Origin of the sequence: Microcoleus sp. FACHB-68 (assembly GCF_014695715.1) — a bacterium.
In the GTDB taxonomy this organism is placed as follows: Bacteria; Cyanobacteriota; Cyanobacteriia; order Cyanobacteriales; family Oscillatoriaceae; genus FACHB-68.
The window spans coordinates 129,464-142,102 of sequence record NZ_JACJOT010000001.1 but is presented as its reverse complement, the minus strand read 5'-3'; the positions used below and the strand labels follow the sequence as shown (position 1 = coordinate 142,102).

Genomic DNA, 12,639 nt, shown 5'->3' with positions numbered 1-12,639 from the left:
CTACTAGCACTGTTCTCGATTAATAAAGCAAAAAATTATCTGCCGGCGTAAGCTTTCATCGGTTCCTTAATAAACCGAATATACAAATGCCTGAAGGTCGATTTAATCACGCGGGGCATTCCAAAATCGATAGGAACGAGGGAAGCCGGTAGTTTCCAATCTGAAATTTGCAAATCTGCCGGTTGTTGCAGCGGAAAGTGAATGTCTGCGAGTTCTGGACACAATCCCAATCTCATTGATGCGGCAACTGTCGGCACAATGCTTGGCTCAACATCCAGAATTTCTAAGAGCGCCCGATCCAGAGCAAAAACATCTTGAGAAGCGCCTAAAATCCCCAGATTCCGGGGTTCTCCACCGCTAGGGCCGTTACCTTCATGGCCAATTATACCATCTAAAATCGTTAAATTTGGGTTAACTGCTCGTGCGGTTTCAACTAACATTTGACCAAACCGGCTCGCATCTTTGCCGGCTTCCATGTGCCACCAGGCTTTCATTTTTCCCGGCACACAGCCAAATAAGTTTTTAACGCCCATCGTCATGGTTAGCTGAACGTGGGATTTTACCTTTGGTAAATTAATCACCACATCCGCTTCCATTGTTTCTTTACTCAGCAGCAAATGGTTAAATTCTTTGCTCACGGTTTCATAGCGTTTGCCATGAAATTCCACAACCGGCAAATTTAATTCTTCTAGAATCGGCTGATATCCATTTGCCACAGCCACACCTCTTGCGCTGCCAAATGCGGGGCCATCTCCCATAAACGGTTTACCCCCAACTTCCCGCACCATTTTGGCGACGCAATAAACGATTTCTGGGCGCGTTACGCATTCTTTAGTGGGACGTGATCCGGTGAGCAAATTGGGTTTGAGCAGTACCCGATCTCCGGGTTTAACAATCGCCGCCATTCCTCCCAAAGGTTCTAGCAACGTTTCCAAAGATTCCCGCAAAATTTGGCGCTCATAGGAGCCGGCGCGAATTAAACTAACGGTAGACATGATGGTGATTTTTATCCTAATTTAGCTGATCTTATTTGGAACTATCCCTAACTGTGCGGATGGTTTTAGTAAATTTTATTTGAAAATAACAAAAATATCTAAGTTTTGCCATTAATGGATGATTTTTGTTAAAATAAATCAGTTTTTGGTTTAAATTGTGCTTTGTCATTTGCCGCCGGCACTCCAACAAATGACAAAGACAAAGAACCTTTTAAAATTGTTACCGGGCCGCACCACGAGCCAGAGCAGTTACCCGCTTAGCATCTGGGAAAATGCCATCTCCTGCCATCTCAGGGAAGGGAGGTTTCACTTCCACTTTTGCCACCTTATCAAGTCTGATAACAACGCTTTGATCAGACAGATGCAACGTTATCCAATTTTGCTCGGATGCGATTTGCAATTGCTGATAAAATTCTTGGGGCGTTTTCGTGATACTAAATGATTCGCTCTGACCGTGCACGTAATGAAAGGTCACTTGGGTTGTGCTATCTTGACTTGGCATTGACAATCATCTCCTGATTTAAAATTCGGCCTTTGAAATTAGGAGGGCGCACACACTTTTGCGGGCGCACACGCCGGTACGCCCCTACAAGCCCCTAGCCCCTAGCCCTCTTCACGTGGCAGTGCGCTCATTGTTTCCAAGTCTATAACGTTTGCCAGTTCTTCAGCACTCATTAGCCCCCGTTCCAAAACGATCTGCCGCAGAGATTTGCCGGTTTCTAGGGATTCTTTGGCAACGGCAGCGGCGTTGAGATAGCCGATGTGAGGGTTAAGGGCGGTAACGAGGGCTAAGCTTCCTTCAGCATAAGCGAGGCAGCGATCACGGTTGGCGCTAATGTTTTCTAAGCATTGGTTAGTCAATGCTGCCAAAGTGTTGCCCAAAATTTCAATACTGTGAATCAGGTTATAGGCAATCAGCGGCATCATCACGTTTAATTCTAGTTGGCCGGCTTGGGCGGCGAGGGCGATGGCACTGTCATAACCCATGACTTGAAAGCAAACCATTGAGGTCATTTCTGCCATGACGGGGTTATATTTTCCGGGCATAATTGACGATCCAGGCTGCACCGGCGGCAATTGAATTTCTTTGAAACCTGTTTTTGGCCCAGAATCCATCAGCCGCAAGTCATGGGAAATTTTAACGCAATCCTGGGCAAGGTTCCGTAATGCACCGGACACGCTGACAAACGGTGCCATACTCTGCATTGCTGCCATCAAGTGAGGGGCCGGTCGCAATGGCTGATCGATCAGTTCTGATAAAATTTGGGCAACACGATGGCGATATTGCGGGTGCGTATTCAAGCCGGTGCCGGCAGCACTCCCGCCCAACCCCAGTGTCATCAAATCCTCTGATGCTTTCTCAACTCGAATCAGGTGTTCGGTGAGAATTTGCGCCCAAGCACGAAAGCTTTCCCCTAAGCGCACCGGCACCGCATCCTGCAAGTGAGTTCTGCCAGATTTAACAATATCTTTGAATTCTTCAGCTTTGTTATCTAAAGCGGCGATCGCCCCTGACAGCGCGGGGTAAAAGGTTCTCTCCAACGCCAACAGCCCCCCGATCCGAATGGCTGTGGGGATTACGTCGTTTGTAGACTGACCGTAATTAACGTGATCATTGGGGCTAACGCGCTTGTAATTGCCTTTTTCATCACCCAAAATTTCTAGCGCCCGATTTGCCAGCACTTCATTAATATTCATGTGGTGGGAGGTGCCGGCACCGGCTTGATAGATATCCACCACAAACTGATCGCGGAACTGGCCGGCGAGAACTTCGTCAGTTACCTCTACAAGCACTTGACTAATCTCTTTTGGTATGCATCCAAGTTCGCCATTAACCAGCGCCGTAGCTTTTTTAATCAGCACACAGGCATCGATATACGTGGGCAACGGTTTTATCCCACTAATCGGGAAATTTTCAATGGCCCGTAGGGTTTGGATGCCGTAGTAGGCACCGGCAGGGATTTGCCGTTCCCCCATAGAATCTCGCTCTGTCCGGTAATTTGCGCCTGATTGTAGATTCATGGTGTCGGTCTGGGTACTTTAAATAAAATCATCCTAAAGTAAGATGCCAGATTATTGGTGCTAATGGCAGTCAAGTTGTTGAGTTCATGGCTGATTTTGGGTATTTTAGATAAAATCATCCTAAAGTTAGATGTCAAACCTTATGAGTAATGCAGTCACGGTAGAACTGGAAGTCGAGTTTTTTTTCCAGAAGGGTTTACACCTCAACCGATCTGAGCAATATGCCCACGCAATTGCCAGCTACGATAAAGCCTTAGAACTGCAACCGGACTACCACGATGTCTGGTACAGCCGGGGCAATGCGCTGTATCACCTGCGCCAGTTTGAAGAAGCAATTGCCAGCTATGATAAAGCGATTGAGTTTAAACCGGCCTTTCATGAAGCGTGGAACAATCGCGGCAATGCCCTAGATGACATGGGCCAGTATGAAGAAGCAATTGCCAGCTATGATAAAGCGATTAAATTTAAAACTGACTATTACTGGGCTTGGAACAATCGCGGGATTGCCCTCAAAAATCTGGGCCGCTACGAAGAAGCACTCACGAGCTATGATAAAGCCATTGAATTTCAACCGAATTACTACTGGGCTTGGTATCACCGGGGAATTGCCCTCAGACACTTAGGCCGGTTAGAAAAAGTGATTGCTTCCTACGACAAAGCCATTGAGATCAAACCGGACTTCCACGAAGCTTGGCACAATCGGGGAAATGCCCTATATGACTTACAACGCTACGAAGCGGCAATTATTAACTATGACAAAGCTTTAGAGGAAAAACCTGACTATCACTGGGCTTGGTATAACCGTGGGATGGCGCTGCTGAATTTGGGTTACTATGCAAAAGCGGTTGTCAGCTTAGATCGTGCCTTAGTGCTTCAACCTGATAACGCCGATACTTGGTACTTTCGGGGTCAGGCGTTGGATAACCTAGAGTGCCATTATGGGGCAATCGCCAGCTACGATAAAGCGATAGAGTTGCAACCCGATAAACACAAAGCCTGGTACAACAAAGCCTGCTGTTATGCCGGTTCTGGTCATATTGATTTAGCAATTGAACACTTACAGCAAGCGATTAATCTCAATCCCGACGAATACGTGGAAATGGCAAAAACTGACTCGGATTTTGACGAAATTCGGGAAGATGGACGATTTCAGGCGTTAATTCAACAAAAGTCCTTGTCCACCGCTTCTACAACAGGAGTGCTGTGGAATTAAGGATGGGCGCGATAGTGAGGCAGCCTCCGTCCCGCCGGCATCCAATCACTCAGCAAATCTTTCCGATTTAGGGCAAGATTTAGCAGAAATTGTGCGGGATTTGCAGTAAAAGAGGTGACGCTAAAGCAAAAACAACTGCTTTGCGCCACCTCTTGCCGTTATCGCAACACTTTTGAGTTGTGGGAAAATTTATACAGAAAAGATGAGTACGCTATCTAAAGTTACTAGACTTTGCCGCAGTGCTTGCTCAGTGAGATGACGCTATCCGGTTAAAACTTTAGTGTCCAGACATCTCGACTTTCTCAAAGCCGGCCCTAGGACAGTAGAAAGATCGGACAGCAGGGCTTGTGAACTTTTATGTCAAAACTACCTGCATTCTTAGTCCTGTCGCTTGTTTCCGGGAGAATTGGGGAACTCTAACCCTTTTATGAGACTCTTGATGGTTGTAACGTGTTTCCGCAAAATCCGGGGAACCACAGTTCAAGCATTTCCTGCCTCGTAGAGTTTATAGTGTTCTCATGCTCCAGCAATTACTGCTCAAACACCTAGCAGATGCAATTCAGAAGGCTGCCGCCTCACTCTCTAGGCCACAAAAGCACGGGCTGCTCATCGCCATTGATATCGTACTATTTTTGGCAGCCATTTACGGCGCGTTTGGCTTGCGCTTCAACACTCTAGATCCCGTTGCAGAAATTCTGCCCTACACTTGGTTAATCTTCTTACTGATTTTCATTAAACTTTTCGTGTTTTTAGCACTGGGCATTTACCGCCCAGTTCTGCGCTACACCGGCTTAGAATTTTTATTTAGCGCTGCTAGAGCAGTTTTGTTCAGCTCTGGTGCATTTGTTGTTCTTGCCTATTTACTAGAATTTTTACAACTGCCGCGTTCGGTTCTGCTCAACGATGCTTTGCTGACTTTGCTTTTGGTTGTTGGGGTACGGGTGTCTATGCGCTGGATTGTTTACCATCTAACCTACCAGCCCAATTACAGCAACCCGCCAGAACGGGTAGTGATTTACGGTGCCGGTGAAGCCGGTTCTCAACTCGCCCAAGCCTTAACTTACCATAATGGCTACCACCTCGTAGCCTTCGTGGATGATGATGTATCTCTTCACAAGCAGATTATTCAGGGACTTACCGTTTACTCCCCAAAAGACCTTGCCAAACTTTTAGCCCAAAAAAGCTTTGACACTATCTTACTAGCCATGCCCTCTGTGGATCGGGCGGCCAAACGTCAAATCATAGAAAGGTTGCAGTGTTTGTCAGTGCCGGTGAAGACTGTACCCGGTATTGGGGAGATATTATGCGGCAAAGTTTCTCTCAGTGAAATCAGAGATATAGATATTGCTGATCTTCTAGGACGAGAAGAAGTAGTGCCAGATCCAGAGTTGCTGCGGATGAATATCACAGGAAAAGCGGTTCTGGTGACGGGTGCCGGTGGTTCAATTGGCTCTGAGTTATGCCGGCAGATCGCACAGCAAGCACCTAAATGCCTGATCTTGTATGAGCAGAGTGAGTTTGCCCTCTACAGCATTGACATGGAATTAACTGAAGCTTATCCCAAGCTTCATAAGGTCGCCTGCTTGGGCAGTGTAACCGAGCAAATGCAGCTAAGTGCTATTTTGTATAAATATAAAATAGAGACTATTTATCATGCTGCTGCGTACAAACACGTTCCGCTGGTAGAAGCCAATCCTGCTCAGGGAGTCATTAATAATGTTTTAGGAACACTGACAGTCGCTCGTTGTGCCATTGAGTGTGGGATCAGTAACTTTGTTTTAATTTCCACCGATAAAGCGGTGCGCCCTACGAATGTTATGGGAGCAACAAAACGGGTGGCGGAGCTGATTTTACAAGCACTGGCAGCTCAACCAGAAATGACAACCTGTTTCACCATCGTGCGATTTGGCAATGTGTTAGATAGCAGCGGTTCAGTTGTGCCGCGTTTCCGCAAACAAATTGCCGAGGGCCAGCCCATTACACTAACCCATCCGGATATCACTCGTTATTTCATGTCTATTCCCGAAGCCGCTCGTTTAGTTATCCAAGCGGGAGCTTTAGGAAAGGGAGGTGAAATTTTTCTATTGGATATGGGTCAACCTGTGCGGATTTACGATCTGGCGTTACAGATGATTCAACTCAGCGGCTTAGTACCGGGCCAAGATATAGATATCAAAATTACCGGATTGAGACCCGGAGAAAAGCTGCATGAGGAATTACTCATTGATTGTGCAAATGTCAGTCAGACCAGACATCCGAAAATTTTCTGTGCGAATGAAGCTAAAATGCTTTGGGAATTTTTGCACCCACGCATAGAGGCGCTGCTTGCAAAAGCGCGAAGAGATGACCATACGGGTGTCATTGCCCAATTGCAGAGTCTCGTACCAGAATATAAGCTGACAGCATACCAGCTAGCGCGGTCTGTCAAAGTCCCAGTTTCTGTAGACTAGGCTATAAGTACAGATAGCGGAAAGCCAATCTGATAGAGAATGCTAGGCTGTCTCCAAGAGATGAACACTAAAGCTGTAGAATCTCCCCAAAGGCTCAGTAACCATTGATGAACCGGATCAAACCTTTGAACGTTAGAAAACGACTTCACTTTGACCGTTTAGGTCTTGTCCCTGCTAAGGTATTGTAAAAATTTTAGAAGCCCTATGGTTCGTGCAGATTTTAGGTATCCGACATCACTACATTCTCCGCTCGCAACTCGTCACTGGCCGAGCAAACCTTTCATTGGTTTAACAGTTTCGGCTCTGATAATACTGACCCACTCCTTGCCCAGCTTGGCTCAGGGGCGAGTTTTCGGCGATACCACACCCAGTCAACTCGTTGCTCCAAGTCAACTGCAAGAGGCTTACATTTTAGGGCCGGCTGATATCATTCAGATCGATATCTTTAATGTGCCAGAATATAGCGGACCCAATGGTCGATACCAAGTTTTGGTGGATGGCTCACTCAACTTGCCCCTGATTGGCCGTGTAGATGTCCAAGGTCTGACCTTGCAAGTGGCGGCTCAAAAATTTTCTCAGCTATATGCTGAATACCTCACACGTCCTATCGTTACGGTAAGTTTGCTGCAAGCGCGTCCCCTGAGCATTGGGTTGGCAGGAGAAGTGAACCGTCCAGGCTCCTACGTCCTTAATGCTCTGGGAGCCGGTAACACCGAGGCTGGCGCTCAAGTTCCAACAGTGACACGGGCTATTCAAAGTGCCGGTGGGATTACGCAATCTGCTGATCTGCGGCGAGTTCAGTTACGTCGCCCTCAACCCTCTGGTGGGGAGCAAATTATCAATCTCGATCTTAAAGAATTATTGCAGACAGGTGACTTGCGTCAAGATTTAAGTCTACGGGATGGAGACACAATTTTTATCCCGACTCAAACAAATGTAAATCTGGCAGAAGCCTCTCAATTATCAACAACTACACTTTCTGGAGATTCGACTCGACCACTTAATATAGCTGTTGTCGGAGAAGTCAATCGTCCCGGTTCCTACACAATGCAAAGAGTTGATGATCAAGGCGGACAACTTGGGTTGGTAACTGTTACCAGAGCGCTTCAAACAGCAGGGGGGATTACGCAATTAGCGGATATTCGGCGGGTCGAAGTGCGCCGAAATACTAAAATCGGCACCGAACAAGTGATTGATGTAGATCTTTGGCAACTTTTGCAAGCGGGCGATCTGACCCAAGATGTAATCCTCGATCAGGGAGACACCATTGTTGTGCCCACCGCAGAAAATATAGACCTAACGGAAGCTCCCCAAGTCGCCTCGGCCAGTTTTTCTCCGGCAACAATTACAGTCAATGTTGTAGGGGAAGTAGTGAAGTCGGGTGCGGTAGCACTGCCTCCCAACACTTCCTTAAACCAAGCATTACTGGCAGCAGGAGGTTTTAATAACATACGAGCCCGCAGACAAGAAGTAGAACTGGTTCGCCTGAACCCGAATGGTACTGTTTCTCGCCGGACTGTGCCAGTGGACTTTTCTCAAGAGCTGAATGAGGAAACTAATCCCGCTCTACGCCCCAATGATGTGATCGTTGTAGGCCGGTCTAGCATTACTAAAACCGCAGATACAATCACCACAATTCTCAGCCCGTTTGTTAACCTATTCGGGGCGTTCAGAATTTTCGACGTCTTGTTCTAGTTTGGGCGAGATCAACCAGCATCTTTGCTTTAGAAACAGCCGGACTCGGTTGAGTTCTAAAAACATAAATGCAGACTTTCGTCTAGGATACGAATTAATAAAACATACAGAGGGGTCAAGATGGAGACCGCACACAATTATCAGCCATCATCGCCGCACAGTCATACTAGCCAATTTCAGCAACTACAGCCGTTTTACCCCGCTGACTTACAAGAGCCTGACGACGATGAGCTGGATCTAGAACAGATATGGACGATTGTCCGTCGTAGAGCCGTTTTAATTGCCGGAATCACCACCGTAGTGGCGGCGGGTGCCTTGGCTTGGACTCTCAATCAGACTCCTAAGTATCAAGGGGCATTTCATCTGTTAGTTGAGCCGGTTATTAGCGATCAATCTCAAATTTCTGGAGTTTCTTCGGCACTTCAAACCATTGGGATGGGGTCAGTCCTTCCTAAACAAGGCTTGGATTATGATAGCCAAGTGGAGGTTTTGCAAAGCCCCAAACAAATGGCTCCTATTATTCAGCAGTTGCAATCCCGATATCCTAAAATTGATTACCGTTCTCTGTTTGGTGGGATGGGTCAAAAAGGAAGCTTATCGATTGAGCGATTAAAAAAAACCAAGGTTTTAAAAGTCAATTACCTAGATTCCGATCCAGAAAAAATTCAGTTTGTTTTAGAGCAATTGGCTCAAGGTTATCTTAGGTACAGCCTGGAAGACCGCAAGAGCGACAGCCGACAAGGGATTCAATTTATTGAAGACCAACTGCCGCAACTGCGCCAGCGAGTAGATACGCTACAACAGCAACTTCAGCAGTTTCGCCAGCAGTACAACTTGATTGACCCTCAAGTTCAAGGCGAACAACTGGCTGAGCAAATTACGACGCTCCAAGAAGATAGCTTAGAAACCCAAACCTCACTGGCTCAGCAGCAATTGCTTTTCGCGAATTTGCAGCAGCGGCTTGGGCTAGACCCGGAGAGTGCGCTAAAAGCATCTGCGCTAACGCAATCACCGCGCTATCAGCAGTTACTCAATCAGCTGAGAGACATAGAAACAAAGATTGCGACAGAGAAAGCTCGGTTTACAGACAATAGCCCTAGCATTCAAGCGTTACGAGATCAACAGCAAAACTTACTCCCTCTGATCCGTCAAGAAGCCCAAGAAGTTTTGGGTGAAAACATTTCGCAGAGCAATACCGAAGTATTACGAGCGCCGTTCCAAGATTCGATTCGGTTAGGTTTAGCTAGCCAATTGATCGATACTGCCAACAAAATTGAGCTTTTAAAAGTACGCAATCAAGCGATTGGCGAAGCTCAAGGTTTTTTCAATCAACAAGTTCAGCAGTTTCCAGTCATGATCCGTCAGTATACGGATCTACAGCGGGAATTGGGAGTGGCCACTGCTACGCTTAACCAACTTTTAGGACAACGAGAAATGTTGCGGGTGGAGGCAGCGAAGCAGGATGTACCTTGGGAATTGATTTCCGAACCTAAACTCGTACGCAACAAGAAAGGCAAACCAATACCGGCTGAACCCAGTGTCTCAAAGACCTTCGGTATAGGAATCATCGGAGGCTTGCTGTTGGGACTGGGCGCGGCTTTGCTTGCAGAGCGGCTCAACAATGTGTTCCACACGCCCCAGGAATTGAAAGATACTACCCGATTGGCTCTGTTAGGAGTTATTCCTTATAGCGATCAAGCGATGGAAGTTCCACGATCTCGTGTACTGGCTGATTCAGCTACCAAAGCTGACTTCTACTATGCCGGCGCTTCGCCGTTGATTGAGGCTTTTCGCTCTCTCAACGCCAATTTGCGCCTCCTCAATTCGGGCAATCCCATTCGCTCTGTGGTTATTAGCTCTGCTGCACCGGCAGATGGTAAATCGACGGTGGCTGTCAATCTAGCGCAGGCGGCGGCGGCAATGGGACAGCGAGTATTACTGGTGGATACAGACCTGCGCTGGCCTCAGGTTAGTAGCAAAATGGGCCTGAAAAACACCCCAGGATTAACCGAAGCGATCACGACTAACGCAGCACCGGCAGATGTGATGCAGCAGTCGCCAACGGAAGAAAACCTGTTTGTCCTGACAGCCGGCTCGATTCCCCCAGACCCGCTGAGGCTCCTTTCCTCTAAGAAAATGCAGAGTTTTATGGAGCAATGGCAAGCTGCGTTTGACTTGATTATCTATGACGCACCGCCTTTGCTGGGTTTGGCAGATGCTAGTTTGCTAGCCGGCCATACAGATGGAATTTTGCTTGTTGTAGGTATTGGCCAGACAGAACGCTCTGAGGTGACTCAAGCGTTAGACGGATTGCACACATCTGGCACCCCAGTTTTAGGTGTGGTGGCAAATAAGGCTAGTGGCTATCCGATGAACGCGTACTATGACCACCGGCGCTATCCCACAGCCTATCAGGATCAGCGCAGCGCCGATCCGGATGCTGTTCCCCTTTAATCGCTCAATCCGTAATTAAATTCAAATCAAAGGCAAAAGGTCAAAAGAGATCAAAATCTTTACTTTTGCCTTTTTACGTTTAAAACTGACCCGAAAATAGTAGCCGACACTACTTTATTGAGTTAGGTTTAAAATATCTAAATTTGAGAGAAAACAGACCGATTCCAAGCTTAATTTAAGAATAAGTGCTTCGGGTGGCTGTGCCGATGTTTGTTTTGCAGCCGGCTACCCCAGTTCATGTTTGAAAAGGAGATCGGGCAATGGCCATCGCAACAACCAACCCTGCAACCGGGGAAATACTTAAAACATTTGAGCCGCTGACGGATAGCGAAATCGAGGCGAAACTCGCTCGCTCTCAACAGGCTTACCAAGCATACCGGCACGTAGCAATGGCGCAAAGAGCCGACTGGCTGAAGGCTGCTGCCGATATTTTAGAACACCGGCGCGAAGAGTTTGGCAAAATCATGACCCTAGAAATGGGGAAAACTCTCAAATCTGCGATCGCAGAAGTGGAAAAATGCGCCCTCGTCTGCCGATATTATGCCGACAATGCTGCTGAATTTTTGGCAGATGCGCCGGCAGCAACCGATGCCAGCCGAAGTTTTGTTCGCTATCAGCCAATCGGCCCCGTTTTGGCCGTGATGCCCTGGAATTTTCCCTTTTGGCAGGTGTTTCGCTTCGCTGCACCGGCATTAATGGCCGGCAATGTTGGCTTGCTTAAACACGCTTCCAATGTCCCCCAGTGCGCCTTAGCCATTGAGGAAATTTTTCTGCAAGCCGGGTTTCCCGAAGGCGTCTTTCAAACCCTACTGATTGGCTCAGACAAAGTGGCCAACTTAATGGCTGATGACCGCGTCAAAGCAGCCACCTTAACCGGCAGCGAATACGCCGGTGCGAGTCTAGCGGCTGCTGCCGGCAAACAAATTAAAAAAACTGTCTTGGAATTAGGCGGCAGCGACCCATTTATTGTCCTGCAAAGCGCCGATCTCGAAGCGGCTGTAGCCACTGCGGTAACAGCAAGATTGCTGAATAATGGCCAATCTTGTATTGCCGGCAAACGCTTTATTGTTGCTAACAGCATCGCAGATGAATTTGAGCAACGATTCGTAGAGAAATTTAAAGCATTGCGAATCGGCGATCCAATGGATGCTACAACAGATATTGGACCCTTGGCTACCCCTGACATTCTTAAAGATTTGGACAGCCAAGTACAAAACTCCATTGCCAAAGGGGCAAAAGTATTAACTGGGGGACATCCCTTGTCAGATCGTCCGGGCAATTTCTATCCCCCCACAATTTTGACGGACTTCTCACCAGGCTCACCGGCATACCAAGAGGAATTTTTTGGGCCGGTGGCGTTACTGTTTAGGGTTGCCGGTATTGATGAAGCCATTGAGCTAGCTAACAGCACGTCTTTTGGCCTGGGTGCGAGTGCCTGGACATCGGATGAAGCCGAACGCGAGCGCTTAATTGAGGAATTAGAAGCCGGTGCCGTATTTATCAACGGTTTGGTGAAATCCGATCCTCGGCTGCCTTTTGGGGGCATCAAGCGTTCTGGATATGGTCGGGAATTAAGCGTCCAAGGCATTCACGAATTTGTGAATATCAAAACAGTTTGGGTGAAGTAATGAGGATTTATCCTTCACAGTGATCAGGAGAATGGGTGAAACCGATTCGGTGGACAGCTCACGCCCTTTAAAACCTTGCAGATCGCTAGATTAGCCATCAAAAGGCCGATCTGGTGCTCTGCAAGCACCTGAAGTTACAGTTCCAGCAGAGCCGGGGCGACAAATATTTATGCTGCGCTACT

General features: G+C 47.5%; 8 protein-coding genes. 5 read left to right on the top strand and 3 right to left on the bottom strand.

Annotated elements, in window-relative coordinates; genetic code table 11:
- Positions 1–35: 35 nt before the first annotated feature.
- The 3 genes from H6F73_RS00585 to H6F73_RS00575 all read right to left on the bottom strand — a co-directional run bounded on the left by H6F73_RS00585 (position 36) and on the right by H6F73_RS00575 (position 3,017).
- Entirely contained in the window at positions 36–995 is a 960-nt protein-coding gene (locus H6F73_RS00585; RefSeq protein ID WP_190756889.1) for a DUF362 domain-containing protein, read from the bottom strand.
- 220 nt (positions 996–1,215) lie between these two features.
- On the bottom strand, positions 1,216–1,497 hold the full coding sequence (locus H6F73_RS00580; RefSeq protein WP_190756888.1) for a hypothetical protein: 282 nt from the start codon (positions 1,495–1,497) through the stop codon (positions 1,216–1,218).
- A gap of 101 nt (positions 1,498–1,598) precedes the next feature.
- On the bottom strand, positions 1,599–3,017 hold the full coding sequence (locus H6F73_RS00575; RefSeq protein WP_190756887.1) for an aspartate ammonia-lyase: 1,419 nt from the start codon (positions 3,015–3,017) through the stop codon (positions 1,599–1,601).
- Positions 3,018–3,159: 142 nt separating this feature from the next.
- On the opposite strand from H6F73_RS00575, the gene H6F73_RS00570 reads away from it, so the two are divergent.
- The 5 genes from H6F73_RS00570 to H6F73_RS00550 all read left to right on the top strand — a co-directional run bounded on the left by H6F73_RS00570 (position 3,160) and on the right by H6F73_RS00550 (position 12,457).
- Positions 3,160–4,230, top strand: coding sequence for a tetratricopeptide repeat protein (locus tag H6F73_RS00570; protein ID WP_190756886.1), 1,071 nt, complete (start codon positions 3,160–3,162; stop codon positions 4,228–4,230).
- 518 nt (positions 4,231–4,748) lie between these two features.
- Positions 4,749–6,680 (top strand): nucleoside-diphosphate sugar epimerase/dehydratase, encoded by a 1,932-nt coding sequence (locus H6F73_RS00565; RefSeq protein ID WP_190756885.1) that lies wholly within the window; start codon positions 4,749–4,751, stop codon positions 6,678–6,680.
- Between the two features lie 324 nt (positions 6,681–7,004).
- Positions 7,005–8,375 carry an SLBB domain-containing protein gene (locus H6F73_RS00560; protein WP_242072289.1) on the top strand — a complete coding sequence of 457 codons (1,371 nt, stop codon included), beginning with the start codon at positions 7,005–7,007 and terminating at the stop codon, positions 8,373–8,375.
- 120 nt (positions 8,376–8,495) lie between these two features.
- Positions 8,496–10,829, top strand: coding sequence for a polysaccharide biosynthesis tyrosine autokinase (locus H6F73_RS00555; RefSeq protein ID WP_190756883.1), 2,334 nt, complete (start codon positions 8,496–8,498; stop codon positions 10,827–10,829).
- A 260-nt stretch (positions 10,830–11,089) separates the two neighbouring features.
- Positions 11,090–12,457 (top strand): NAD-dependent succinate-semialdehyde dehydrogenase, encoded by a 1,368-nt coding sequence (locus tag H6F73_RS00550; RefSeq protein WP_190756882.1) that lies wholly within the window; start codon positions 11,090–11,092, stop codon positions 12,455–12,457.
- Positions 12,458–12,639 lie beyond the last annotated feature (182 nt).

Coding starts and splice junctions, on each gene's coding strand:
- H6F73_RS00555 (WP_190756883.1), top strand. CDS start 8,496: ATGGAGACCGCACACAATTATCAGCCATCATCGCCGCACAGTCATACT.
- H6F73_RS00585 (WP_190756889.1), bottom strand. CDS start 995: ATGTCTACCGTTAGTTTAATTCGCGCCGGCTCCTATGAGCGCCAAATT.
- H6F73_RS00580 (WP_190756888.1), bottom strand. CDS start 1,497: ATGCCAAGTCAAGATAGCACAACCCAAGTGACCTTTCATTACGTGCAC.
- H6F73_RS00550 (WP_190756882.1), top strand. CDS start 11,090: ATGGCCATCGCAACAACCAACCCTGCAACCGGGGAAATACTTAAAACA.
- H6F73_RS00565 (WP_190756885.1), top strand. CDS start 4,749: ATGCTCCAGCAATTACTGCTCAAACACCTAGCAGATGCAATTCAGAAG.
- H6F73_RS00570 (WP_190756886.1), top strand. CDS start 3,160: ATGAGTAATGCAGTCACGGTAGAACTGGAAGTCGAGTTTTTTTTCCAG.
- H6F73_RS00575 (WP_190756887.1), bottom strand. CDS start 3,017: ATGAATCTACAATCAGGCGCAAATTACCGGACAGAGCGAGATTCTATG.